Source organism: Paraburkholderia fynbosensis (genome assembly GCF_902859935.1).
GTDB lineage: Bacteria > Pseudomonadota > Gammaproteobacteria > Burkholderiales > Burkholderiaceae > Paraburkholderia > Paraburkholderia fynbosensis.
This window is the reverse complement of the sequence record NZ_CADIKI010000002.1, coordinates 354,618-379,642: the sequence shown is the minus strand read 5'-3', so window position 1 is coordinate 379,642 and position 25,025 is coordinate 354,618. Positions and strand designations below refer to the sequence as shown.

20 protein-coding genes are annotated in these 25,025 nt (G+C 63.5%); 17 read left to right on the top strand and 3 right to left on the bottom strand.

What is annotated here, in order from left to right; all coding sequences use genetic code 11:
- Positions 1–32 precede the first annotated feature (32 nt).
- The 6 genes from HV770_RS04680 (at position 33) to dut (ending at position 7,432) form a co-directional block, all read left to right on the top strand.
- Positions 33–1,028, top strand: coding sequence for a bifunctional riboflavin kinase/FAD synthetase (locus tag HV770_RS04680; protein ID WP_175158310.1), 996 nt, complete (start codon positions 33–35; stop codon positions 1,026–1,028).
- A 169-nt stretch (positions 1,029–1,197) separates the two neighbouring features.
- Entirely contained in the window at positions 1,198–4,035 is a 2,838-nt protein-coding gene (gene ileS, locus HV770_RS04675; RefSeq protein ID WP_175158309.1) for an isoleucine--tRNA ligase, read from the top strand.
- Positions 4,036–4,046: 11 nt separating this feature from the next.
- Positions 4,047–4,553 (top strand): signal peptidase II, encoded by a 507-nt coding sequence (gene lspA, locus HV770_RS04670; protein ID WP_175158476.1) that lies wholly within the window; start codon positions 4,047–4,049, stop codon positions 4,551–4,553.
- 113 nt (positions 4,554–4,666) lie between these two features.
- Positions 4,667–5,881, top strand: a complete 1,215-nt coding sequence (gene coaBC, locus HV770_RS04665; RefSeq protein ID WP_175158308.1) for a bifunctional phosphopantothenoylcysteine decarboxylase/phosphopantothenate--cysteine ligase CoaBC — start codon at positions 4,667–4,669, stop codon at positions 5,879–5,881.
- Positions 5,882–5,952: 71 nt separating this feature from the next.
- Positions 5,953–6,969: an LLM class flavin-dependent oxidoreductase gene (locus HV770_RS04660; RefSeq protein ID WP_175158307.1), complete on the top strand. Its 1,017-nt coding sequence runs from the start codon at positions 5,953–5,955 to the stop codon at positions 6,967–6,969.
- 16 nt (positions 6,970–6,985) lie between these two features.
- Positions 6,986–7,432 (top strand): dUTP diphosphatase, encoded by a 447-nt coding sequence (gene dut, locus HV770_RS04655; protein ID WP_121315520.1) that lies wholly within the window; start codon positions 6,986–6,988, stop codon positions 7,430–7,432.
- A 101-nt stretch (positions 7,433–7,533) separates the two neighbouring features.
- Here dut and clpA read toward each other — a convergent pair whose 3' ends face one another.
- Both clpA and clpS read right to left on the bottom strand, forming a co-directional pair.
- Positions 7,534–9,831, bottom strand: coding sequence for an ATP-dependent Clp protease ATP-binding subunit ClpA (gene clpA, locus HV770_RS04650; RefSeq protein ID WP_042321496.1), 2,298 nt, complete (start codon positions 9,829–9,831; stop codon positions 7,534–7,536).
- Complete coding sequence (clpS, locus tag HV770_RS04645) at positions 9,828–10,142, bottom strand: ATP-dependent Clp protease adapter ClpS (protein WP_006050100.1); 315 nt, start codon at positions 10,140–10,142, stop codon at positions 9,828–9,830. The genes clpA and clpS overlap by 4 nt, the downstream gene beginning before the upstream one ends.
- 553 nt (positions 10,143–10,695) lie before the next feature.
- Between clpS and HV770_RS04640 the strand changes: the two genes are divergently transcribed.
- Complete coding sequence (locus HV770_RS04640; protein ID WP_007180614.1) at positions 10,696–10,902, top strand: cold-shock protein; 207 nt, start codon at positions 10,696–10,698, stop codon at positions 10,900–10,902.
- Positions 10,903–11,170: 268 nt separating this feature from the next.
- Here the strand turns inward: HV770_RS04640 and icd are convergent, their stop codons facing one another.
- Entirely contained in the window at positions 11,171–12,427 is a 1,257-nt protein-coding gene (gene icd, locus HV770_RS04635) for an NADP-dependent isocitrate dehydrogenase (protein WP_121315521.1), read from the bottom strand.
- 343 nt (positions 12,428–12,770) lie between these two features.
- Between icd and HV770_RS04630 the strand changes: the two genes are divergently transcribed.
- The 10 genes from HV770_RS04630 (at position 12,771) to HV770_RS04585 (ending at position 24,864) form a co-directional block, all read left to right on the top strand.
- Positions 12,771–13,340 carry a pseudouridine synthase gene (locus HV770_RS04630; RefSeq protein WP_175158306.1) on the top strand — a complete coding sequence of 190 codons (570 nt, stop codon included), beginning with the start codon at positions 12,771–12,773 and terminating at the stop codon, positions 13,338–13,340.
- 467 nt (positions 13,341–13,807) lie between these two features.
- Entirely contained in the window at positions 13,808–13,999 is a 192-nt protein-coding gene (locus HV770_RS04625) for a hypothetical protein (protein WP_121315523.1), read from the top strand.
- Between the two features lie 145 nt (positions 14,000–14,144).
- Positions 14,145–14,654, top strand: a complete 510-nt coding sequence (locus HV770_RS04620) for a DUF192 domain-containing protein (protein ID WP_175158305.1) — start codon at positions 14,145–14,147, stop codon at positions 14,652–14,654.
- 303 nt (positions 14,655–14,957) lie between these two features.
- Positions 14,958–17,063 (top strand): elongation factor G, encoded by a 2,106-nt coding sequence (fusA, locus tag HV770_RS04615; RefSeq protein ID WP_121315525.1) that lies wholly within the window; start codon positions 14,958–14,960, stop codon positions 17,061–17,063.
- A gap of 202 nt (positions 17,064–17,265) precedes the next feature.
- The gene (locus tag HV770_RS04610) at positions 17,266–17,793 is read left to right on the top strand and encodes a cupin domain-containing protein (protein WP_175158304.1); all 528 of its coding nucleotides are present in this window, start codon (positions 17,266–17,268) and stop codon (positions 17,791–17,793) included.
- A 30-nt stretch (positions 17,794–17,823) separates the two neighbouring features.
- Positions 17,824–18,843 carry a HoxN/HupN/NixA family nickel/cobalt transporter gene (locus HV770_RS04605; RefSeq protein WP_175158303.1) on the top strand — a complete coding sequence of 340 codons (1,020 nt, stop codon included), beginning with the start codon at positions 17,824–17,826 and terminating at the stop codon, positions 18,841–18,843.
- A 253-nt stretch (positions 18,844–19,096) separates the two neighbouring features.
- The gene (locus HV770_RS04600) at positions 19,097–20,761 is read left to right on the top strand and encodes an ABC transporter substrate-binding protein (RefSeq protein WP_175158302.1); all 1,665 of its coding nucleotides are present in this window, start codon (positions 19,097–19,099) and stop codon (positions 20,759–20,761) included.
- Between the two features lie 31 nt (positions 20,762–20,792).
- Positions 20,793–21,803, top strand: a complete 1,011-nt coding sequence (locus HV770_RS04595; protein WP_175158301.1) for an ABC transporter permease — start codon at positions 20,793–20,795, stop codon at positions 21,801–21,803.
- Positions 21,800–22,669, top strand: coding sequence for an ABC transporter permease (locus tag HV770_RS04590; RefSeq protein ID WP_175158300.1), 870 nt, complete (start codon positions 21,800–21,802; stop codon positions 22,667–22,669). Before HV770_RS04595 ends, HV770_RS04590 begins: the two co-directional genes overlap by 4 nt.
- Positions 22,666–24,864 (top strand): ABC transporter ATP-binding protein, encoded by a 2,199-nt coding sequence (locus tag HV770_RS04585; RefSeq protein WP_175158299.1) that lies wholly within the window; start codon positions 22,666–22,668, stop codon positions 24,862–24,864. Before HV770_RS04590 ends, HV770_RS04585 begins: the two co-directional genes overlap by 4 nt.
- The last annotated feature ends 161 nt before the right edge of the window (positions 24,865–25,025 follow it).

Here is a 25,025-nt window from a genome sequence, read left to right as displayed (position 1 = left end):
GCATTCCGGCCGCCCTACTGCAACCCGCTATCGTGAGAGTCTTCCGCGGTCTTCCCAATGCCGAAAGCCGTGCGCCCTGCGCACTGACCATCGGCAACTTCGACGGTGTCCACCGCGGCCATCAGGCTCTGCTCGCCCATGTGCGCGCAGCAGCGGATGCGCGCGGCCTGCCCGTCTGCGTGATGACCTTCGAGCCGCACCCGCGCGAATTCTTCAATCCGGCCGGCGCGCCGCCGCGCATCGCGATGCTGCGCGACAAGCTGGAGGCGCTGCGCACCAACGGCGTCGACCGGGTGGTGGTCGAGCATTTCAATCACACGTTCGCGAGCCAGTCACCGGATGCGTTCGTCGAGCGGATCATCGTCAACGGGCTGCACGCGCGCTGGGTCATGATCGGCGACGACTTCCGCTACGGCGCGAAGCGCGCCGGCGACTTCGCGTCGCTAAAGGCCGCGGGCCAGCAGCATGGCTTCGAAGTCGAACAGATGGCCACGGTCGCCGATCCGTCGGGCGCGCGCATTTCCAGTTCGGGCGTGCGCTCGGCGCTGGTGGCGGGCGACCTCGACGCGGCGCGCGCCGCGCTCGGCCGCGATTATCTGATCAGCGGCCACGTCGCGCACGGCATGAAGCTCGGCCGCGATCTCGGTTTCCCGACGCTCAATCTGCCGATCGCCCATAAGCGTCCGGCGCTCGCCGGCATTTTCGTCGTGCGCGTGCACGGCGTGGCGGACGAACCGCTGCCGGGCGTCGCGAGCCTCGGCCTGCGCCCCACCGTCGACGACTCCGGCCGCGTGCTGCTCGAAGTGCACCTGCTCGATTGGCACGGCGACGCGTATGGCAAACTCGTGCGCGTCGAATTCCTGAAGAAGCTGCGCGACGAGGAAAAGTTCGTCGACCTCGAAACGCTGACCGCCGCCATCGCGCGCGACGCCGCCAATGCGCGCGCGTGGTTCGCGGCCGTCGGCGCCGGCACGCCGGGCAGCCGCTCCACCGGTTTCGCCACCTCGGCCACCGACCGAATTAGGTAACCGCCGCGGTACGGGCGAGCGCTCAAGCGCCGCGCGTACCGTCGCCGCGCGCATCGAAAGGCGTCCGTGGATCACGCGACAGACCTGCCGGGCGCGTCCCACGTCCTCGCGCATCGTGCGCAACCCCGCGCCTTTGCTGCGCATAGAACGAATTCACCGCGACCACATCATGAGCAACAAGAAAGCCGATTCGAAACCGCAGTCACGCTACCCGGTGAACCTGCTCGACACGCCGTTCCCGATGCGCGGCGACCTGCCCAAGCGCGAGCCGCAATGGGTCAAGGAATGGCAGGAACGCAAGATCTACGAAAAGATCCGCGCCGCTTCCAAAGGCCGCAAGAAGTTCATCCTGCACGACGGCCCGCCGTATGCGAACGGCGACATCCATCTCGGCCACGCGGTCAACAAGATTCTCAAGGACATGATCGTCAAGGCGCGCAATCTGGCGGGCTTCGACGCGGTCTACGTGCCTGGCTGGGACTGCCACGGCATGCCGATCGAAATCCAGATCGAAAAGCAGTTCGGCAAGTCGCTGCCGGCGGCTGAAGTGATGCAGAAGGCGCGCGCCTATGCGACCGAGCAGATCGAGAAGCAGAAGGTCGGCTTCCGCCGTCTGGGCGTGCTCGGCGACTGGGACAACCCGTACAAGACGATGAACTTCACGAACGAGGCCGGCGAAATCCGCGCGCTCGCGAAGATCATGGAAAAGGGCTACGTGTTTCGCGGCCTGAAGCCGGTGAACTGGTGTTTCGACTGCGGCTCGGCGTTGGCCGAGGCGGAGGTCGAGTACAAGGACAAGACCGATCCGACCATCGACGTGCTGTTCAGCTTCGCCGAGCCGGCAAAGACCGCGCAGGCGTTCGGTCTGAATACGCTGCCGCGCGACGAAGGCGGCATCGTGATCTGGACCACCACGCCGTGGACCATCCCCGCCAACCAGGCGCTGAACCTGCATCCGGAAATCGTCTACGCGCTGGTCGACACGCCGCGCGGCCTGCTGATCCTGGCTGAAGAACGCGTCGAAGCCTGCCTGAAACAATACGGGCTGGAAGGCACGATCGTCGCCACCACGCCGGGCGAAAGGCTCGTCAACCTGCGCTTCAACCATCCGCTCGCGTCCGCGCATCCGGCCTACAAGCGCACCGCGCCCGTCTATCTCGGCGACTACGTGACGACCGAAACCGGTACGGGCGTCGTGCACTCCTCGCCGGCCTACGGCGTGGAAGACTTCGCGTCGTGCAAGGCGCACGGCATGGCCGACTCCGACATCATCAACCCGGTGATGGGCGACGGCCGCTACATCGAATCGCTCGCGCTGTTCGGCGGCCTGTCCATCTGGGCGGCCAATCCGCAGATCGTCGAAGCGCTGCAAGGCGCCGGCTCGCTGATGCGCACCGAGAAGTACACGCACAGCTACATGCACTGCTGGCGCCACAAGACGCCGATCATCTACCGTGCGACGTCGCAATGGTTCGCCGGCATGGACGTGAAGCCGAACGACAGCGACAGGACGCTGCGCGAAACCGCGCTCGAAGGCATCGAAAACACCGCGTTCTATCCGGCGTGGGGCAAGCAGCGCCTCTTCAGCATGATCGCCAACCGTCCGGACTGGACGCTGTCGCGCCAGCGTCAATGGGGCGTGCCGATGGCGTTCTTCGTGCACAAGGAAACCGGCGCGCTGCATCCGCGCACGCAGGAATTGCTCGAAGAAGTCGCGCAACGCGTCGAGAAGGCCGGCATCGAAGCATGGCAATCGCTCGACCCGCGCGAATTGCTCGGCGACGACGCCAACATGTACGAGAAGAACCGCGACACGCTCGACGTATGGTTCGACTCGGGCACCACGCACTGGCACGTGCTGCGCGGCTCGCACAAGGACGAACTGCAATTCCCGGCCGACCTGTATCTGGAAGGCTCGGACCAGCATCGCGGCTGGTTCCATTCGTCGCTGCTGACCGCGTCGATGCTCGACGGCCGGCCGCCGTACAACGCGCTGCTCACCCACGGCTTCACCGTCGACGGCGAAGGCCGCAAGATGAGCAAGTCGCTCGGCAACGGCATCGATCCGCATGAAGTGGCGAACCGCCTCGGCGCGGAAATCATCCGCCTGTGGATCGCATCGACCGACTACTCGGGCGAGTTGGCGATCTCCGAGGAAATTCTCAAGCGCGTCACCGAAGGCTATCGCCGCATCCGCAACACGCTGCGCTTCCTGCTCGCGAACCTGTCGGACTTCGACTTCGCGCAGCATGCGCGTCCGGTCGAAGACTGGCTCGAAATCGACCGCTATGCGGTGGCGCTGTCGGCGAATCTGCAGGACGACATCCTCTCGCACTATGAGAAGTACGAGTTCCACCCGGTGGTTGCCAAGCTGCAGACGTTCTGCTCGGAGGACCTCGGCGGCTTCTACCTCGACGTGCTGAAGGACCGCTTGTACACCACGGCGGCGGATTCCGTCGCACGCCGCTCGGCACAGACCGCGCTGTATCACATCGCGCACGGCTTGCTGCGTCAGATGGCGCCGTTCCTGTCGTTCACCGCGGAAGAAGCATGGAAGGTCTTCCAGCCGAATAGCGAAACCATCTTTACCGAGACGTATCACGCGTTCCCGGCGGTGCCGGACGCCGGCGCGCTGCTCGACAAGTGGACGCTTTTGCGCGCCGCCCGCAGCGACGTGACGAAGGCGCTGGAAGAAGCGCGCGTCGCGAATCTGATCGGCTCGTCGCTGCAGGCGGAAGTGGAAATCCGCGCGAGTGGCGCGCGCTACGACGCGCTCGCGAGCCTCGCCGACGACCTGAAGTTCGTGTTGATCACCTCAAGTGCGAACGTCGTGAAGGTCGCGAGCGAAGCGGAAGAAGGCGTCGAAGTGGTCGCCTCGAAGTACCTGAAGTGCGAGCGCTGCTGGCACTATCGCGCGGACGTCGGCGCGAACGCCGAACACCCCACGCTGTGCGGCCGCTGCTTCAGCAACCTGTTCGGCAACGGTGAAACAAGGAGCGCGGCATAATGGCCAGAACCATGTCGAAAACCTCGTCGAAAACGTCCATCGGAAGCAGTTCGCTGGCCCCTTGGCTGGGCATCGCGCTGATCGTCATCCTGTTCGACCAGTTGACGAAAATCGCGGTCCAGAAGGTGTTCGCCTACGGTGTCGCGCATGAGGTCACGCCGTTTTTCAACCTGGTGCTCGTGTACAACCGTGGCGCGGCGTTCAGCTTCCTCGCGATGGCGGGTGGCTGGCAGCGCTGGGCATTCACCGCGCTCGGCGTGCTCGCCGCGCTGGTGATCTGCTACCTGCTCAAGCGTCATGGCGGGCAGAAGATGTTCTGCACGGCGCTCGCGCTGATTCTGGGCGGCGCGCTCGGCAATGTGATCGACCGGCTCGCGTATGGGCACGTGATCGACTTCCTCGATTTCCACGTGCGCGGCTGGCACTGGCCGGCGTTCAATCTCGCCGACAGCGCGATCACGATCGGCGCGATCCTGCTCGTGCTCGACGAGTTGCGGCGCGTGCGCGGCACCCGCTAACGTCACCGACACGAGGCGCCGGCGTCCGCGCTTTGTGTCAGGATTCAAAGGCGCGGCGGCGCGGAGAACGCCCCGCCCTGCCGCCCGCCACCACGCTTTGCCGGAGGCTTTCGTTGGCAACCGCAGAACTCGCAGGAAAACACCTCGTCCTTGGCATGACGGGCGGGATTGCCTGCTACAAGATCGCCGAACTCACGCGTCTGCTGACCAAGGCAGGCGCAACCGTGCAGGTCGTCATGACCGAAGCGGCCACCCAGTTCATCACCCCCGTCACGATGCAGGCGCTCTCGGGCCGTCCGGTCTATACGAGCCAGTGGGACGGGCGCGTGCCGAACAACATGGCGCACATCGATCTGTCGCGCGAAGCAGATGCGATCGTGATCGCGCCCGCCTCCACCGACTTTCTCGCGAAACTCGCACACGGCATGGCCGACGACCTGCTGTCGACGCTGTGCGTCGCGCGCGATTGTCCGCTGCTCGTCGTCCCGGCGATGAACCGGCAGATGTGGCAAAACCCGGCGACGCAACGCAACGTCGCGCAACTGCGCGCGGACGGCGTCACACTGCTGGGGCCGGACTCCGGCCCGCAGGCCTGTGGCGAAATCGGCGACGGACGCATGCTCGAAGCCAAGGCGACCTACGAAGCAATCGCATCGTTCTTTTCGCCGAAGATCCTCTCCGGCCGTCGCGTATTGCTGACCGCCGGGCCGACCTTCGAGCCGCTCGATCCGGTGCGCGGCATCACCAACCGCTCCAGCGGCAAGATGGGCTTCGCGCTCGCGCGCGCCGCGCAACAGGCCGGCGCCGAGGTGCACCTGGTCGCAGGCCCGGTCTCGCTGGAAACGCCGTGGGGCGTGTTCCGCGAGGACGTGCAAACCGCGCAGCAGATGCACGATGCGGTGATGCGCTCGGTCGCCGACGCCGACATCTTCATCGGCGTCGCCGCAGTGGCCGACTGGCGTGTCGCTCACGCAAGCGAGCATAAGATCAAGAAGACCGCCGAACGCGCACTGCCAAGCTTCACCTTCGTCGAAAACCCGGACATTCTGGCCTCGGTGGCGAAGCTGCCGCATCCACCGTTCGCGGTCGGCTTCGCGGCGGAAAGCGGCGACCTCGAAGTGCATGGCGAAGAAAAGCGCATGCGCAAAAACGTGCCTCTGCTGATCGGCAATCTCGGTCCCCTCACCTTTGGTCTCGACGACAACGAAGTGATCCTGTTCGAAGCCGGCGGCGCCACGAAGCTCCCGCGCGCGGACAAGCAGACGCTCGCGCGTGCGCTGATCGCAGAAATTGCGAAGCGTCTGCCCGACACGAGTCTGATTCGTTGAGTTCGTCACGGCGTATTTCTCGCCACCACGGCAAGCCGCGCTGACGAATCGGAACATCTGGAGCCACTGACATGACGCTACTTTCCGTGCTCGACCAAACGCCCGTGATCGCCGGGCACTCGGTGCCGGACGCCATCGCCGCCACCGTCGAACTCGCGCAGCTCGCCGACGACCTCGGCTACACGCGCTACTGGTGCGCCGAGCATCACGGCTTGCGCGGCGTATCGAATCCGTGTCCAGAGGTGATGCTGGCGCGCCTCGGGAGCGTGACTCGACGCATCCGCCTCGGTTCCGGCGGCGTGATGCTGCCGTACTACAGCCCGTTCAAGGTCGCCGAGCAATTCATGATGCTCGAGGCGCTCTTTCCGAATCGCATCGATCTCGGCGTCGGACGCGCGCCGGGCGGCGACATGCACACAGCGCAGGCGGTTGCCGGCGGCGACTACAACCGCGGCGATATTTTCCCGCAGCAGGTCACCGACCTGCTCGGCCTGATGCACGGCGCGCTGCCCGAGGATCACATGGCGCGTGGCGTGTTGCTGCAGCCGCAGATCGACACGCGTCCGCAACTATGGATGCTCGGTTCGAGCGAATTCGGCGGACTGCTCGCCGCGCAACTCGGCATTCGCTTCGCATTCGCGCATTTCATCAATGCGCATTTCGGACATCAGGTGGCGCAGGCCTATCGCGAGCGCTTCAAGGCGAGTCAGGAAACACAGCAAGCGTATCTGGCCGCTGCCGTCTTCGTGATTTGCGCGGATACGGAACAGGAAGCCGCCGCTCTGGAAAAGGCCGTCGACCTGCGCCGCGTTCAAATGGCGTACGGCCTGAACGAACCCATTCCAAACATCGAACAGGGAATCGAGCAGGAGTATGGTGAGCGCGAGCAACTTGTGATTGCACGGGAAAAACCACGCAGCATCATCGGTACGCCTGAGACGGTCACAGAGCGGCTACATGCATTGCAAGAGCAATTCCAGGCAGACGAGCTGATGGTGCTGACCGTCGCAGGCAGCTACCGCGCCCGGCTGCGCTCCTATGAACTTCTCGCCGACGCATTCCAGCTCGGCTCAAACACCACGCCCTAACCTCACTCCACTCTGCATGAAACTCGACCTGAAGATTCTCGACGCGCGCATGCGCGAGCAACTCCCGGCTTACGCGACCACCGGCAGTGCCGGCCTCGATCTGCGTGCCTGCCTCGACGAGCCGTTGACGCTGAAGCCCGGCGAAACCGCGCTGGTCCCGACAGGCCTCGCGATTCACGTCGGTGACCCGGGCTATGCGGCGCTGATTCTGCCGCGTTCGGGACTGGGACATAAGCATGGGATCGTGCTCGGCAATCTGGTCGGCCTGATCGACTCCGATTACCAGGGTCAACTGATGATCTCGACCTGGAATCGTGGCGAAACGACCTTCGTGCTGAATCCGATGGAGCGTCTTGCGCAACTCGTGATCGTGCCGGTCGTGCAGGCCGAGTTCAATATCGTCGACGATTTCGAACAAAGCGAGCGTGGCGGCGGCGGGTTCGGCAGTACCGGCAAACACTAACCCTGAACGACGCAAATCAGGACGCAAAAAGCAGAACGGCGCGGGGTTGAACCCGCGCCGTTCTGCTTTCTTCAATACTGCCAGCGACTTGATTCGACGCCTTACTCGACTTCGACCGCTTCCGGATTCGGATTGCGCGGCGCCGGATGCTCGTCGAAGGTCAACTGCACCTTGTCTTCCGCATCCACGTCGACCGAGACCCGGCCGCCGTTCATCAGCTTGCCGAACAGCAGTTCGTCGGCCAGCGCACGACGGATCGTGTCCTGGATCAGACGTTGCATCGGCCGCGCGCCCATCAACGGATCGAAACCGTGTTTGGCGAGATGCTTGCGCAACGCGTCGGTGAAGAGCGCATCGACCTTCTTCTCGTGCAACTGATCTTCCAGCTGCATCAGGAACTTATCGACCACGCGCATGATGATTTCTTCATCGAGCGAACGGAAGCTGATCGTCGCGTCCAGACGGTTACGGAACTCCGGCGTGAACATACGCTTGATGTCGACCATCTCGTCGCCGGCTTCCCGGCGGTTCGTGAAGCCGATCACCGACTTGCCCATCGCCTCGGCGCCCGCATTCGTCGTCATGATAATGATGACGTTGCGGAAGTCCGCCTTGCGGCCGTTGTTGTCCGTCAGCGTGCCGTGGTCCATGACCTGCAGCAGCACATTGTAGATGTCCGGATGCGCCTTCTCGATTTCGTCGAGCAGCAGCACGCAATGCGGCTTCTTCGTGACGGCTTCGGTCAGCAGACCGCCCTGGTCGAACCCGACATAGCCCGGCGGCGCGCCGATCAACCGGCTGACCGCATGACGCTCCATGTATTCCGACATGTCGAAGCGGATCAGTTCGATCCCCAGCGTGAACGCCAGTTGCTTCGCCACTTCGGTCTTGCCGACACCCGTGGGTCCGGAGAACAGGAACGCGCCGATCGGCTTGTCCAGCTTGCCGAGACCCGCACGCGCCATCTTGATCGCGGCCGACAGCGCGTCGATGGCGGGGTCTTGCCCGAACACCACGCTCTTCAGATCGCGATCGAGCGTCTGCAGCTTGCTGCGATCGTCTTGCGACACGCTTTGCGGCGGGACACGGGCGATCTTCGAGATGATTTCCTCGATCTCGTTCTTGCCGATGGTCTTCTTCTGCTTCGACTTCGGCAGGATGCGTTGCGCCGCGCCCGCTTCGTCGATCACGTCGATCGCCTTGTCCGGCAGATGACGATCCGTGATGAAGCGTGCCGACAACTCAGCCGCCGCCGACAGCGCACCCGACGAATACTTCACGCCGTGATGCTCTTCGAAACGCGACTTGAGGCCGCGCAGGATCGCCACCGTCTGTTCGACGGTCGGCTCGGTCACATCGACCTTCTGGAAACGGCGCGACAATGCCGCGTCTTTCTCGAAGATGCCGCGATATTCCGTGAACGTGGTCGCGCCGATGCACTTGAGCGTGCCCGAGGACAACGCAGGCTTCAGCAGATTCGACGCGTCCAGCGTGCCGCCCGAGGCGGCGCCCGCGCCGATCAGCGTATGAATTTCGTCGATGAACAGGATCGCGTGCGGACGTTCCTTCAACTCCTTGAGGACCGTCTTCAGGCGTTGCTCGAAGTCGCCACGATACTTCGTGCCGGCGAGCAGCGCGCCCATGTCGAGCGAATACACCTGCGCGTCAGCGAGGATGTCCGGCACTTCGCCGCGCGTAATACGCCATGCGAGACCTTCAGCGATGGCCGTCTTGCCGACGCCGGCCTCACCGACCAGCAGCGGATTGTTCTTGCGCCGACGGCACAGCACCTGGACCACGCGCTCGACTTCCGACTCGCGTCCGATCAGCGGATCGATACGCCCATCCTTCGCCATCTGGTTCAAGTTCTGCGTGAACTGGGCGAGCGGCGTTTCCTTCTGCGCGGCGGCTTCGTCGGACTCGGCATTCGCGTCGCTCGCTTTCGCGGCGTCCGTGCTGCTCGTCTTGGCGATGCCATGCGAGATGAAATTGACCACGTCCAGACGCGTCACGCCCTGCTGTTGCAGGTAGTACACCGCGTGCGAATCCTTCTCGCCGAAGATCGCCACCAGCACGTTCGCGCCGGTCACTTCCTTCTTGCCGTTCGAGGTGGACTGCACATGCATGATCGCGCGCTGGATCACACGCTGGAAACCCAGCGTGGGCTGCGTGTCGACGTCGTCCGTGCCAGGCACGGTCGGCGTGTTGTCATGAATGAAGTTGCGCAGGTTCTGACGCAGATCCTCGATATTGGCCGCGCATGCACGCAACACCTCCGCCGCTGTCGGATTGTCCAACAGTGCCAGCAAAAGATGTTCGACCGTTATGAACTCGTGCCGCGCCTGGCGTGCTTCCATGAACGCCATGTGCAGGCTGACTTCCAGTTCCTGGGCAATCATGCTTCCTCCATCACACACTGCAGCGGATGCCCGGCCTGCCGTGCGTGGGTAACGACTTGCTCGACTTTGGTCGACGCGATGTCCCGCGTATAGACCCCACAAACTCCCCTGCCCTCGCGATGCACCTTCAACATCACCTGCGTTGCGGTTTCACGATCTTTATTGAAATATTCCTGCACGATCATCACGACAAATTCCATTGGCGTGAAGTCGTCATTCAGCAGCACCACCTTGTACATGGATGGCGGCTTGAGCTTCTTCTCCTGCCGCTCCAGTACGGTGCCGTCCTGCTTGTCCGGGATAATCGCCATACACCCATTCTAAACAACTAGGACAGGCCCGCAATCCTGTCAAAACCCGGCCAACCCGCCGGTGAGCCCGTTCGCTTCTGCGTGATGGGGTAAATGACCCGCCATGCATTTGCGATTCGACGAGCCGATTGCGGAGCCGGCCCCTATCCAAATGATGCAGCGCGGCCGTGTTGCACCGCAGTCGGATCGAGTATCGCACAACCTGCCGGAGCTGGTTGCCGGCGCTCGCCGGAGCCTGACGGCGGGGGGTGGCGCATAGCACAGCATGTGAGTCGATTATGCGACTTTTCAAGACGGCCCGCTTGCGCAACCGCACATAACGGAAGCGGGAAAAACCCCTGGAAAGCGCTTGTTTGCAACGCGACAACGACATCTCAAAATTTTCTTGACACTCGAATAAAGAGCCCCAACAATCAAGCTGGCACTTTTTTCACCGAGCCATAATTTCGAAAAAATGCCGATGGTGAGCTTGTGAGGAGGGAGCGGCTACCTGCGTGGTCGCGGAGCTTTTCGAGGGCTCGTGGTAGTGACATGAGTTACAGGGGATGTTGGAATGGCAACTGGTACGGTCAAATGGTTCAATGACGCAAAAGGTTTCGGATTCATCACGCCTGATGAAGGTGGTGAGGATCTGTTTGCACACTTCTCGGCCATCCAGATGAATGGGTTCAAGACCCTCAAGGAAGGCCAAAAGGTAACCTTCGAGGTCGTGCAAGGCCCGAAAGGCAAACAGGCATCGAACATTCAGGCACCCGCCTGAGGCTGTTCGTTACCCGTCCTTTGAAGCCCGGCTTGCCGGGTTTCTTTTTTTGTGCGGCGCTTTTTTCATTCCGTTAGTTTTTATCGGACAGCCACGGCTCCCAATTATCGGGTAGGCCCGTATAGTTTGGCTGCCGGCGGCTTTCGCGCTCACCCTACCGCTGTTCGGATCGATAGCGGTCGCTTCAACGAGCGGGCAAAAAAATGCCCCAGCCATCTTGCGACGCCAGGGCTTTTCATGCGACCTGAATAATTCAGTTCGCTTCGTTCTACATATTCTCGATCATCACCTGGCCGAAGCCCGAGCACGACACCTGCGTCGCGCCTTCCATCAGGCGTGCGAAGTCATAAGTGACGCGTTTTTGCAGAATCGATTTCTCCATCGAGTGGATGATCAGATCTGCCGCTTCCGTCCAGCCGATGTGGCGCAGCATCATTTCCGCCGAGAGAATTTCCGAACCCGGATTCACATAGTCCTTGCCCGCGTATTTCGGCGCCGTGCCGTGCGTCGCTTCGAACATCGCGACCGAGTCCGACAGATTCGCGCCCGGGGCGATGCCGATGCCGCCGACCTGCGCGGCCAGCGCATCCGAGACATAATCGCCGTTCAGGTTCAGCGTGGCGATCACGTCGTATTCGGCCGGACGCAGGAGGATCTGCTGCAGGAATGCATCGGCGATCACGTCCTTCACCACGATGTCGCCACCTGTCTTCGGATTCTTGACCTTCATCCACGGGCCGCCGTCGATCAGTTCCGCGCTGAATTCCTTTTGCGCGAGCGCATAGCCGTAGTCGCGGAACGCGCCTTCGGTGAACTTCATGATGTTGCCCTTGTGCACCAGCGTGACCGAGCGGCGATCGTTGTCCATCGCGTACTGGATCGCCTTGCGCACCAGACGCTCGGTGCCTTCGCGCGACACCGGCTTGATGCCGATCCCCGACGACTCCGGAAAGCGGATCTTCTTCACGCCCATCTCGTCCTGCAGGAACTTGATGACCTTCTTCGCCTGCTCCGATTCGGCCGCCCATTCGATGCCCGCATAGATGTCTTCCGAATTCTCGCGGAAGATCACCATGTTGGTCTTCTCGGGCTCGCGCACCGGCGAAGGCACGCCCTTGAAATACTGCACCGGCCGCAGGCATACATACAGGTCGAGCTCCTGGCGCAGCGCGACGTTCAGCGAACGGATGCCGCCGCCGACCGGCGTGGTGAGCGGCCCCTTGATCGACACGATGTATTCCTTGACCACCTGCAGCGTCTCTTCCGGCAGCCACACGTCGGGACCATACACCTTGGTCGCTTTTTCGCCCGCGTAGATTTCCATCCAGTGGATTTTCTTCTTGCCTGCGTACGCCTTCTCCACCGCTGCGTCCACGACCTTCAGCATGACCGGCGTGATGTCGAGACCCGTACCGTCGCCTTCGATGAACGGAATGATCGGCTGGTCGGAAACATTGAGCGAGAAATCGGCGTTGACAGTGATCTTGTCACCACCGGTCGGAACCTTGATGTGCTGATACGACATGATCGGACTCCAGTGAAGGCTGTGCAGAAAGCTGAAGGGAGACTGCGAAAATGGGCGCTCCTCGCTGCGCGCAATGCCAGGACGCTCGCAAGCAAGCCTGGCCGCTATTCTAGCCCACGCGCCCCGCGCAGCCATCCGGCAACGGCTCGGGGTTTTCCCAACATGGACGCAAAAACCGTGGCCCCACGCGCGCCGGCTCATGGGTCTTTTATAAGACAGCAGAAAGGCCGTTTTCGTTTATGCATTATCATCGCGCCATTCAAAACCGCACCCGCGGCTCCCCCGGGGACTTCGCGGCGCTGGCCGTCGCGGTCGTGTCCGCGCGACTCTCATTCGTTTCCCTATGCGCCTTCTCGCACTGAACAAGCCGTTCGGCACCATCTGTCAATTCTCGCCGCATGAGACACGTGCGTCGCTGGCCGACTGGGTCAAGGTGCCCGGCGTCTATCCGGCGGGCCGCCTCGACTCCGACAGCGAAGGCTTGCTGCTTCTGACCGACGACGGAGCGCTGCAAGCGCGCATCGCCGAGCCGCGTCATAAGCTCGTCAAACGTTATTGGGCGCAAGTGGAAGGCGCGGTCGACACAGCCGCTTTGAAGAAGCTCGCACGCGGCGTCGATCTCGGCGACTACGTGACGCGCCCCTGCCGCGCCGAATATGTCGAACCGAACGACACGCTCTGGACCCGCACGCCGCCGATCCGTTATCGCGCGGCGATACCGACCACGTGGATCGAGTTGTCGATCACCGAAGGCAAGAACCGTCAGGTGCGCCGCATGACAGCCGCGGTTGGTTTCCCGACGCTGCGTCTGGTGCGCGTCGGCATCGGGGCGCTTGACATCTTTTCACTCGGCCTTCAACCCGGGGAAAGTGTCGAATTGCCAACGAAGGCGCCTTGGGACGGTGTCGTCTGAGCGTGGTCCGAACGCTCGACTCTCTGCGCGCGGGTTTGCAAAACTCGCCTCACGTGCGCGTGTTTCACGCAGAATAAAAAAGCTAAGCCGTTGTATCGGCAAACAAAAACACGTGTGAAACGCCCGCAAAAAAACGTGAAACGAACACACTCACGAGAGCAGCGAAGCCGCATATCGACACCGCGCTTTCGCGATATAAATTTCCGGAAAGTTTTCGTCAACCGGTGTGCGAGCTCACGCGTTATTCGACGCAGATGCCGCCCGACGCTATCCGGCATTCAGCCTGAAGGGCCCTTTGCGCAAGCCGTTTTTGCGGTGCGCGCGGGGAGTCTGAGCGCTACGCAGACGTGTCGAAAAAAATTTGTTCGATGCGACTGTCAACCGAAAGGTGGATGGCACGTTTACCGACATGACTCTACATATAGCCGGGTCATTTGGTTAATTAACTCAAGCTGAGGATTCACACAATGAACAAACTGATCGCCGCTCTGGTCGCTGGCCTTTTCGCAACGGCAGCATTCGCACAAGCTTCGGCACCGGAAGCAGCTTCGGCAGCTCCGGCAGCAGCTTCGTCGGCTAAGAAGACCACGAAGCACGCTCACAAGAAGTCGCACAAGAAGGCAGCAGCTGCTGCTGCAGCTTCGGCAGCATCGGAGTAAGTTTGTTGTAACGACGCAGTCAAGAACCAGCTTCACCGCCGTTCTTACGGCGTTGTAAGGCAGATCACCGCAAGGCGATCTGCCTTTTTGTTTTTGACGCGCTCGCGTAACATTCGCGAGTTAATTTCCAGCAAGGAGTCATGCCGTGCGATTTCCCATGCGCTCGTTGATTGCGCGTTTCGCTGTTGCCGTTGCATTGCCGCTCGCCGCGTTGTCGTTCGCCGCGATCACCGCCGCCCCTGCTCACGCTCAGCAGATGCCGGCCGGTGCGAAGCAGCCCAACGAATTTCCGCGCGTGAAGCTGACCGCGGGCATGTTCGTGATCGATGCCGCCGTCGCCGCCAACGACGCGGACCGTGAGCAAGGCTTGATGTACCGCACGAATCTCGGACCGAACGAAGGCATGCTGTTCGTGTTCAACGAGAACGCAGGGCATTGCTTCTGGATGAAGAACACACTGATCCCGCTGTCGATCGCATTCATGCGCGCGGACGGCACGATCACCGACATCGACGAGATGCAGGCCGAGACCACCAACAACCATTGCCCGACGCACAACGGCGTGTTCGCGCTGGAAATGCCCAAAGGCTGGTTCACGTCGAAGGGCATCAAACCGGGAATGCAGATTCAGGGCTTGCCGGCTGTGCAGCAATAAGCCGCCTCGATGACGGCAACGGCGGGCGTCCCCGCCGCGTTTCAGCGCTCCTCGAAAAGCCGGCGCCTCTCGCGAGGCGCCGGCTTTTTTACATCCGGGCCACCTTGCCGCCGTCGCGTGGTGGCGCCGTGCGGCGGCGGCCGAACGCCTGCTGGCAGGCGCTCGCGCCCGGCTGGCAAGATTCCTGCAAAAGACAGGCCGACGCGCTATCCTTGTAATCTCAGTTAAGCAGCACCAGGTTCTCCGGGCGGCCAAAGCGCCGCCCGGCAAGCGTTTCAGGCGCGCCATTCCAAGGAGGTTCACGTGCCCCGCAAGACTCCCATCGAGCGCTACCGGAATATCGGTATCAGCGCTCACATCGATGCCGGCAAAACTACCACCACTGAACGCATCCTGTTCTACACCGGCGTGACCCACAAGATCGGCGAGGTTCACGACGGTGCGGCGACGATGGACTGGATGGAACAGGAGCAGGAGCGCGGCATCACCATCACGTCGGCGGCCACCACCGCCTTCTGGAAAGGCATGGCCGGCAACTATCCGGAACACCGGATCAACATCATCGACACCCCGGGCCACGTCGACTTCACGATCGAAGTGGAGCGCTCGATGCGCGTGCTCGACGGCGCGTGCATGGTGTACGACTCGGTCGGCGGCGTGCAGCCGCAGTCCGAAACCGTGTGGCGCCAGGCGAACAAGTACAAGGTGCCGCGCATCGCGTTCGTCAACAAGATGGACCGCGTCGGCGCGGATTTCTTTCGCGTGCAGCGGCAGATCGGCGATCGCCTGAAAGGCGTCGCGGTGCCGATCCAGATTCCGATCGGCGCGGAAGAGCACTTCCAGGGCGTGGTCGATCTGGTCAAGATGAAGGCGATCTTCTGGGACGAAGAGAACCAGGGCATCAAGTTCGAGTACCGCGATATTCCGGCGGAACTCGCGGCTACGGCGAAGGAGTGGCACGACAAGATGGTCGAGGCCGCCGCCGAGGCAAACGAGACGCTGCTCGAAAAATACCTGGGCGGCGACACGCTGACCGAAGACGAAATCAAGCACGGCATCCGCGCGCGCTGCATCGCCAATGAAATCGTGCCGATGCTGTGCGGCAGCGCGTTCAAGAACAAGGGCGTGCAGGCCATGCTCGACGCGGTGATCGACTACCTGCCCTCGCCGGTCGACGTGCCGGCGATTACCGGTCACGACGAACACGACAAGGAAATCGAGCGTCATCCGAACGATACCGATCCGTTCTCGGCCCTCGCCTTCAAGATCATGACCGACCCGTTCGTCGGCCAGCTGATTTTCTTCCGCGTGTACTCGGGCGTGGTGAATTCGGGCGACACGGTCTACAACGCGATCAAGGAAAAGAAGGAGCGCCTCGGCCGGATCCTGCAGATGCACGCGAACGAGCGCAAGGAAATCAAGGAAGTCTACGCGGGCGACATCGCCGCGGCCGTCGGCCTGAAGGAAGCGACCACCGGCGACACGCTGTGCGATCCGAACCACGTGATCATCCTCGAAAAGATGATCTTCCCTGAGCCGGTCATCTCGCAGGCCGTCGAGCCGAAGACCAAGGTCGACCAGGAAAAGATGGGCATCGCGCTAAACCGTCTCGCCCAGGAAGACCCGTCGTTCCGCGTGCAAACCGATGAGGAATCCGGTCAGACGATCATCTCCGGGATGGGCGAGCTGCACCTGGAAATTCTGGTCGACCGGATGAAGCGCGAGTTCGGCGTCGAGGCGACCGTCGGCAAGCCGCAGGTCGCGTATCGCGAAACGGTGCGCAACAAGGTCGAAGATGTCGAAGGCAAGTTCGTCAAGCAGTCGGGCGGGCGTGGTCAGTACGGCCACGCGGTCATCACGCTCGAACCGGCGCCGCAGGGCAAGGGCTACGAGTTCGTCGACGCCATCAAGGGCGGCGTGATTCCGCGCGAATACATCCCGGCCGTCGACAAGGGCATCGTGGAAACGCTGAAGGCCGGCGTGCTCGCGGGCTATCCGGTGGTCGACGTGAAGGTGACGCTGACCTTCGGTTCATACCACGACGTCGACTCGAATGAAAACGCGTTCCGCATGGCCGGCTCGATCGCGTTCAAGGAAGCGATGCGCAAGGCCAAACCCGTACTGCTCGAACCGATGATGGCCGTCGAAGTGGAAACACCGGAAGACTTCATGGGCAACGTGATGGGCGACCTGTCGAGCCGCCGCGGACTCGTACAGGGCATGGAAGACATCGCGGGCGGCGGCGGCAAGCTGGTGCGCGCCGAAGTGCCGCTCGCGGAGATGTTCGGCTACTCGACGTCGCTGCGCTCGGCCACCCAGGGCCGCGCGACCTACACGATGGAGTTCAAGCACTACGCGGAGACGCCGAATAACGTCGCCGAAGCCGTGATCAACGCGAAACAGAAGTAAGCGCAAGCGCTGCGACGAAGCCGCCGCGCTTGCAGCGGCCAACCAAAGCGCCCGAAGCCCGTTCCACGTGAACGGGCTTTTTTTCGTCCATCGCCCGGTGGGCACGGCGTTGATGCGGTTCTCCACACAGCCGTTTTTGAACGTGCAAAAATGCCTGACGGCGCCGAGCCGGGCACCGGGGCGATGCCCAGGAGGAGACACCATGAGCCAGGATCACGAACACCCGCACTATCGCGCCGAACATGGCGCCGAGCAACCGGCCGCGCCCGTCGATTGGCGCGAGCACGGCGTGAAGGTCATCAAGGGCGACCAGCTCGACAGCAACACCGCGCAAACGCCGGGCATGAACCGCGCCGCCGCGATCAACGCCGCCCGGGTCGGCGCGCAGAAGATATGGGCCGGCACCGTCACGATCCATCCGAACGCGAAGACCGGCGCGCATCATCACGGCGCGCTCGAAAGCGTGATTTACGTGGTGCGCGGCCAGGCGCGCATGCGTTGGGGCGAGCATCTGGAGTTCACCGCGGAGGCCGGCCCCGGCGACTTCATCTTCGTGCCGCCCTACGTGCCGCATCAGGAGATCAACGCGAGCACGGACGAGCCGCTCGAATGCGTGCTGGTGCGCAGCGACAACGAAGCGGTGGTCGTCAATCTGAACATCGACGCAGTGGAAGCGCCTGAAACGGTCTACTGGGTCGATCCGATTCACAAGCATCCGCACGATCACTAACTCGACTGTCCACTCTTCATCCTGCGACTCATGACGCCGACCGCTTCGCTGCGCCCTCGCCTGCTCTCGCTGTACGCGATCCTGATTGCCGCCAATCTCGGCGCCTGGGCATGGGCGCTGATCGCCTTTCGCCACTACCCGCTGTTGCTCGGGACCGCGCTGCTCGCGTATGGCTTCGGCCTGCGTCATGCGGTCGACGCGGATCATATCGCGGCGATCGACGCCGTCACGCGCAAGCTGATGCAAAGCGGCAAGCGTCCGCTCGGCGTGGGTCTCTCGTTTTCGCTCGGACACTCGACGATCGTGATCGCCGCGACCATCGGCATTGCATGGACCGCGCATTCGCTGCACGGCCGTTTCGAGACCTTCAAGGAATTGGGAGGCACGGTCGGTACGCTCGTATCCGCAACCTTCCTGCTGGGGCTCGCGGCCGTCAATCTCGTGATTCTGCGCGACGTGTGGCGCCGTTATCGTCATGTTCAACGCGACGGCGAGCCGGTTGCGCAAGCGGTTGATTCGATCGCGCCGGCGGGCCTGCTGTCGCGCGCCTTGCGCCCGCTGTTCCGGCTCGTCACCAAAAGCTGGCACATGTACCCCGTCGGCGTGCTGTTCGGCCTCGGCTTCGACACCGCGACCGAGATCGGCTTGCTCGCGATCGCCGCATCGCAGGCGGGCACCGGTCTGCCGCTGTACTCGATCCTCGTGTTCCCCGCGCTCTTCACCGCGGGCATGACGCTCGTCGATTCCACCGACAACGTGCTGATGGTGCACGCCTACGGCTGGGCGATGGATGATCCGAAGCGCAAGCTCTACTACAACGCGAGCATCACCTTCGTGTCGGCGATGGTGGCGATCGTGATCGGCGGTGTCGAAGCGCTCGGGCTGCTGTCGGACAAGCTCGGTTTGAGCGGCGGCATCTGGGACGCGGTGGCGAGCGTCAACGAGCGCTTCGGGGCGCTCGGTTACGCGATCGTCGCGGCCTTCATGGCGTGCTGGATCGGCTCCGTGCTGTTCCATCGCTGGCGCAGGCCGGGGGCGGTGGCGCGGTAAATCCAACCCGATGCGGCGCATGAATCTGCTCATTACCCTGAATAAGCATCCCCGTGCAAATTCCGCACGCGCTGCAATGCACGCGCCGAACGTTGTGATGACGATACACAGCGGCTCTTTTATCGGCCAATCGGCCACCTCCCAGCGTCGCAAGCGCGCCAGACCCGCGAGCAATCGCTTACACTGAACCGGCTTTGCGCAGGCTTGCGCGGCTCTTCAGAACCGGCAACAGAACGGACTGGACTCTCCATCGATGAAAACTCCCGCGGACCGATTTCTCGCACTCGACGCAGCCCGCCTCACCGCCGACGCCTACGGCAACCACGCCATCGACGAATTCCTCGCCGGCCGCATCACGCGCCGCGAGTTGCTGCGCCATGCGAGCGTGATCGGTTTGGCGCTCGCGGGCGGCGGCGTGCTGACTGCGCCGCGGGCACGAGCGCAAGGCGCGCCGGGTGCCGGCAACCAGACGATCCGCGTCGCCCACCTGACGCCGGCCGGCGCCGTCGATCCGCTCACCGTCACCGATGCCGCCAGTCTCGCGCTGCTGAACCAGACCGGCGAATTCCTGATCGACGACGACGGCGAAAAGCTGATGCTCAAACCTGCACTCGCGTTGTCGTGGAAGCCGAACGACAAGGGCGACGTGTGGACCTTCACGCTGCGCCCAAACGTCAAGTTCCACGACGGCCAGCCGTTTACCGCGAAAGACGTGGCCGCCACCTTCGACCGCCTCGCCGATCCCGCGAGCGGGTCGGCGGCGCTCTCCGTGCTGAAGGGCGTGCTGTCGAAAGGCGGCGCGAAAGTCGTCGACGAACACACGATCGCGTTTCATTTGGATGCGCCGAACGGCAATTTTCCGTACTACGTCTCCTCGGACAATTACAACGCCGTGATCCTGCCCGCGAACTACGCAGGCGGTTATGAAAAGAGCTTCATCGGCACCGGGCCGTTCAGGTTCGAGAAGTATCAGCCGAAGGTGGGCGCGTCATTCGTACGCAATCCCGACTACTGGGGCGAGAAAGCGTTACCGCAACGCGTACAGTTTTCCTTCTACGCCGATCAGCAGGCGCAGTTGCTCGCGTTGCAAGGCCATCAGGCAGACGTGATGGGCACCTTTACCGTGCAGGGCGGCGCCGGCATTCTGAACAATCCGGACTACAAAGCGGTGGGGGTGAAGTCGAGTGCGCATCGGCAGATTCACATGCGCAACGACAATCCGCTGTTCAAGGACAAGCGCGTGCGCGAGGCGCTGGCGTTGTCGCTCGATCGCGACGTGCTGGTGCGCGGCCTCTTCAAGGGGCGCGCGCAGCTCGGCAACGACAGTCCGTTCGCGCCGGTGTTTCCGTCATCGGATGCGGGTGTGCCGCAACGCAAGGTCGATATCGCGAAAGCGAAGCAACTGCTCGCGCAAGCGGGCGTGCCCAACGGCTTCGACGTCACGCTGACCACCGAGAAGTACATGGAGATTCCCGACCTCGCCGTGGTCGTGCAGAACGCGGCGAAGGCGATCGGCGTGCGTATCAATCTGAAGGTCGAGAGTCAGTCGCTGTACTACGGCGCGGGCACACCCGGCAAATCCGACTGGCTCGACTCGCCGCTCGGCATAACCGACTACGGCCATCGCGGCGTGCCGAACGTGTTCCTGAACGCGCCGCTCACGAGCACCGGCACGTGGAACGCCGCGCATTTCAGGAATCCGCAATACGATCAGTTGGTCGCGCAGTTCGTCGCGGCGATCGACCTCGGCACGCAGAAGAAAATCTCCGGACAAATCCAGACGCTGCTGCTCGACGAAACGCCGGTCATCATTCCGTTCTTCTATGATCAGCTCATCGCGATGCGCAAAGGCGTAAGCGGCGTGCGCTTCACCGCGCTCGCGCAACTCTATTTCGACCGCGCGGTGCTGAGCGCGTAAGCGCCGGCGCCGCCTTCGGCAGGAGCTTACGATGTCGGCCACGGCGTCCCCCTCCGCCCCCCGCGCATCGAACGGCAACGCGGGCCGCGTCGCGCGGTTTCTCGGCACGCGCGTGGGCTTGTCGTTGATCACGCTGTGGCTGTTGTCGGTGATCGTGTTCGCGGGCGGCCAGCTGCTGCCCGGCGACATCGGCCGCGCGGTGCTCGGACCGCTCGCCGATGCACAGGCGGTCGCCGCGCTCAACCATCAGCTCGGCGCGGACCGGCCGCTGCTCACGCAATACGTCGACTGGATCACGCATTTCGTGCGCGGCGACATGGGGCTCTCGTATGCGTATCGCGAGCCGGTCGGGCCGTTCATCGCCGACGCGCTCGCTCATTCGGCCAGGCTCGGGCTGCTCGCGTTCGTCGTCGTCGTGCCGCTCGGCATCGCGGGCGGCGTGTGGTCGGCCATGCACGCGGGCCGCTGGCTCGACCGCACGATCAGCATCGCCGGTTTGTCGGCGACCGTGGTGCCGGAGTTCGTTTCGTCCATCGTGCTGATCCTCGTGTTCGGCGTGTGGCTGCGCTGGCTGCCGATTGAAGCGTCGTATCCGCCGCAAGCGAACGCGCTCGAACAGCTACGGCATCTGGTGCTGCCGGTGCTGCCGCTCGTGCTCGTGTTCTTCGGCTACATCGCGAGAATGGCGCGCGCGGGCACCGTCGAAGCGCTCGACGCGGACTACACGCGCACCGCGATCCTCAAAGGCTTGCCGCGCCATATCGTGATCTGGCGGCACGTGTTGCGCAATGCGCTGCTGCCGACCATCACCGTCGCCGCGACACAGCTCGGCTATATGATCGGCGGGCTCGTCGTGGTCGAGACGCTGTTCCACTATCAGGGCATCGGCTCGCTGATCTACAACGCCGCCAAGGCCAAGGACTTTCCGATGCTCGAAGCGGGCGTGCTGACGATCGGCGTGGTCTACACGCTCGCCAATCTCGTCGCCGATGCGCTGCACGTACTGCTCAATCCGCGGCTGCGCGTGAGGAGCGCGGAATGAGCACGGTCGTGCCTCCCTCTCAACAAGCCGCGGCCACCGAACCACGTTTCGAGCAGCTGCGCCTCCTGCTGCGTTCGCCCACCTTCGTGGTGGGTGTGGTGATCGTCGCGTGGTGGATCGTCTGCGCGCTCGCCGGGCAGTGGATCGTGCGCCTCGATCCGTATGCGTCCGATCCGCTCAATTCGCTGCTGCCGCCCGACCATACGCACTGGTTCGGCACCGACCAGCTCGGCCGCGACGTATTCTCGCGCGTGATCGTCGGCGCGCGCGACATCCTCACCATCGCGCCGCTCGCGACGCTGCTCGGCACGGCGGCGGGCACGGCGCTGGGTCTGATCGTCGGCTATTTCGAAGGCTGGGTGGACAACGTGGTCGGCCGCGCGATCGACGCGGTGCTCGCGCTGCCGCTCGTGATCGTCGCGTTGCTCGCACTGGCGGCGGTCGGTGCGAGCAACGTCACGGTGATCCTCGTGATCGGCATCACCTTCACGCCGATCACCGCGCGCACCGTGCGCGCTGCCGTGTTCGCCGAACGGCATCTCGACTACGTGGCCGCCGCGCAATTGCGCGGCGAGCGCGCGCCGTACATCATGTTCGTCGAGATTCTGCCGAACGTGCTGCCGCCAATCATCGTGGAGGCGACCGTGCGCCTCGGCTATGCGATCTTCGCGGTCGCCACGCTGTCGTTTCTGGGCTTCGGCATTCAACCGCCGTCGGCCGACTGGGGTCTCGCCCTGTCCGAGTCGTACACGTTGATGGCGGGCGGCGCATGGTGGACCGTGGTGTTCTCGGCCGGCGCAATCGCGACGCTGGTGGTGGGCGTGAATCTGATCGCCGACAGCGTGCAAGGCGTGCTCGACCGATGAACAGCGCGCCGCCCTCCCCGTTCGCGGCCTTCGACGTGTCGAAAAGCGATCGCACCGATGCGCTCACGTTGGTGGGTCTGACCGTCACCTACCGGACCCGCGGGCGCGATCGCGAAGTGCTGCAGGATGTCTCGTTTCGCGTGCGGCGCGGCGAAGCGTATGGGCTCGTCGGCGAATCGGGCTGCGGTAAATCGACCGTCGCAATGGCGATCGTGCGCTATCTGCCGCGTAACGGCACAGTGAAAGCGGGCAAGATCATGATCGCCGGCGCGGACGTGCAGAAGCTCGATGCCGATGCGCTGCGCGAGCTGCGCGCCAACCGCATTTCAATGGTCTATCAGGACCCGGGGCGCGCATTGAATCCGTCGCTGACGATCGGGCGACAGGTCTGCGAAGCCTTCGAAGCCGCGGGCGCCACGCGCGACGACGCATTGCACAGCGCGCTGGACATGCTCGAGCGCGTGCGCATCGCCGCGCCCGAACGGGTGATGGACAGCTATCCTCATCAATTGTCGGGCGGCATGCAGCAGCGCGTGGTGATTGCAATGGCGCTCGCATCGAACCCCGCGCTGCTGATTCTCGACGAGCCGACCACCGGGCTCGACGCCACCGTCGAAGCGGAAGTGCTCGATCTCGTCGCGCAGTTGCGCGAGGAACTCGGCACCGCCGTGCTCTTCATCAGCCACAACCTCGCGGTAATCGGGCGAATGTGCGAGCGCGTCGGCGTACTCTACGCGGGCAAGCTGGTCGAAGAAGGCGCGACACGCGACGTCTTCACGCGGCCGCGTCATCCCTACACGGTCGGGCTGTTGCGCTGCTTGCCGACGATCGGGCGCAGCAAGGACAGGGAGCGGCTCGATACGATCGCGGGCGGTTTGCCGTCACCGGGCTCGGTCACGCAAGGCTGCATTTACGCCGAGCGTTGCCGTCTCGCCGACGAGCGCTGCCGCCGCGAAGCGCCGCCGCCGTACCGGCTTTCGGTCGCGCACGGCGACCAGATGGCGCGTTGCCACTACCATGAGCGCGCGATCGAATTGCCGCGCGCGACGCCGGACGCACCGGTTGAAAATCAGCGCGGCCCGGTGGCCGATTCATCGGCCGCAGTCGTGCTACGCGCATGCAAACTGTCGAAGACGTTCCACGTATCCGGCGCCTCGCTGCGCGCGCTCGACGATGTCTCAATTGACCTCGCCGGCGGCGAAACGCTCGGCCTCGTCGGCGAATCGGGCAGCGGCAAGACGACGCTTGCGAAACTGATGCTCGGCCTGCTCACGCCCGATGCGGGCGGCGTGCTCGAACTCGACGGCGCGCCGCTCGCCGCGCGGGTCACACGACGCAGCGACGAGCAGGTGAAGTCGCTGCAGATCGTCTTCCAGAATCCCGACTCGGCGCTCAATCGGGCGCATTCGGTGAAGCGGCTGATCGGCCGCGCGTTGACACGCCTCACCGGCTTGCGCGGCCCGGCGATCGACACACGGCTCGCCACGCTGACGTCCGCCGTGCGTTTGCCGGAACGTTATCTCGACTCGCGCACGCGGCAGTTGTCAGGAGGGCTCAAGCAGCGCGTCGCGATTGCCCGCGCGTTTGCCGGCGAGCCGCGCGTGGTGGTCTGCGATGAGCCGACTTCCGCGCTCGATGTCTCCGTGCAGGCCGCGATCCTCAACCTGCTCGCCGACCTGCAACGCGAGCGCGGCGTCAGCTACGTGTTCATCTCGCACGACCTGCACGTGGTGCGCTATCTCGCGGATCGCATCGCCGTGCTGTATCTCGGCAGGCTGCTGGAAATCGGGCCGGCCGCGGCGGTGTTCGACGGGCCGCAGCATCCTTATACTGAGGCGCTGCTGTCGTCGGTCCCCTCGCTCAATGCTCACGACAAGCAGGCTCGCATCCGCCTGTCCGGCGATCTGCCGAGCGCGGTCTCGCCGCCTTCGGGTTGCGTCTTTCACACACGCTGTCCGCGCAAGCTCGGCGCGATCTGCGAGCAGCAGGATCCGCCCTTTCTCGACGCCGACGCCGACGCCGACGCCACTAGCGGCGAAGGCGGCGCTGCCCCATCGGCCGCGCATCGAATCCGCTGCCATATCCCCGTCGACACCTTGCGTGCGCTGCAAAGCGCCTCACGCGATGCGCTGAACGAAGTTTCCGCCGACGACCAGTCCTCTCGCGCACCGCGGGACATCGGTCGCCACGAATAGCGCGGTTGGATGCCGCTTTGCGTCGACGCGTTTCATCGTCGAAACGTTTTCATGCGCTTTTTTCATCCTACGCGCCGCACATCCCCATTGCGCGCTTCCCGCTGCAAGGCTTCGCGACCACTGGAGGAGGCCACGGACGCAGCGGCGCCGGCAACGGTGGC

Excerpts from the sequence above, each read along its gene's own strand:
- ileS (WP_175158309.1), top strand. The coding sequence starts at position 1,198 with ATGAGCAACAAGAAAGCCGATTCGAAACCGCAGTCACGCTACCCGGTG.
- lspA (WP_175158476.1), top strand. The coding sequence starts at position 4,047 with ATGTCGAAAACCTCGTCGAAAACGTCCATCGGAAGCAGTTCGCTGGCC.
- HV770_RS04660 (WP_175158307.1), top strand. The coding sequence starts at position 5,953 with ATGACGCTACTTTCCGTGCTCGACCAAACGCCCGTGATCGCCGGGCAC.
- dut (WP_121315520.1), top strand. The coding sequence starts at position 6,986 with ATGAAACTCGACCTGAAGATTCTCGACGCGCGCATGCGCGAGCAACTC.
- clpA (WP_042321496.1), bottom strand. The coding sequence starts at position 9,831 with ATGATTGCCCAGGAACTGGAAGTCAGCCTGCACATGGCGTTCATGGAA.
- clpS (WP_006050100.1), bottom strand. The coding sequence starts at position 10,142 with ATGGCGATTATCCCGGACAAGCAGGACGGCACCGTACTGGAGCGGCAG.
- HV770_RS04640 (WP_007180614.1), top strand. The coding sequence starts at position 10,696 with ATGGCAACTGGTACGGTCAAATGGTTCAATGACGCAAAAGGTTTCGGA.
- icd (WP_121315521.1), bottom strand. The coding sequence starts at position 12,427 with ATGTCGTATCAGCACATCAAGGTTCCGACCGGTGGTGACAAGATCACT.
- HV770_RS04630 (WP_175158306.1), top strand. The coding sequence starts at position 12,771 with ATGCGCCTTCTCGCACTGAACAAGCCGTTCGGCACCATCTGTCAATTC.
- HV770_RS04625 (WP_121315523.1), top strand. The coding sequence starts at position 13,808 with ATGAACAAACTGATCGCCGCTCTGGTCGCTGGCCTTTTCGCAACGGCA.
- HV770_RS04610 (WP_175158304.1), top strand. The coding sequence starts at position 17,266 with ATGAGCCAGGATCACGAACACCCGCACTATCGCGCCGAACATGGCGCC.
- HV770_RS04605 (WP_175158303.1), top strand. The coding sequence starts at position 17,824 with ATGACGCCGACCGCTTCGCTGCGCCCTCGCCTGCTCTCGCTGTACGCG.
- HV770_RS04600 (WP_175158302.1), top strand. The coding sequence starts at position 19,097 with ATGAAAACTCCCGCGGACCGATTTCTCGCACTCGACGCAGCCCGCCTC.
- HV770_RS04595 (WP_175158301.1), top strand. The coding sequence starts at position 20,793 with ATGTCGGCCACGGCGTCCCCCTCCGCCCCCCGCGCATCGAACGGCAAC.
- HV770_RS04590 (WP_175158300.1), top strand. The coding sequence starts at position 21,800 with ATGAGCACGGTCGTGCCTCCCTCTCAACAAGCCGCGGCCACCGAACCA.
- HV770_RS04585 (WP_175158299.1), top strand. The coding sequence starts at position 22,666 with ATGAACAGCGCGCCGCCCTCCCCGTTCGCGGCCTTCGACGTGTCGAAA.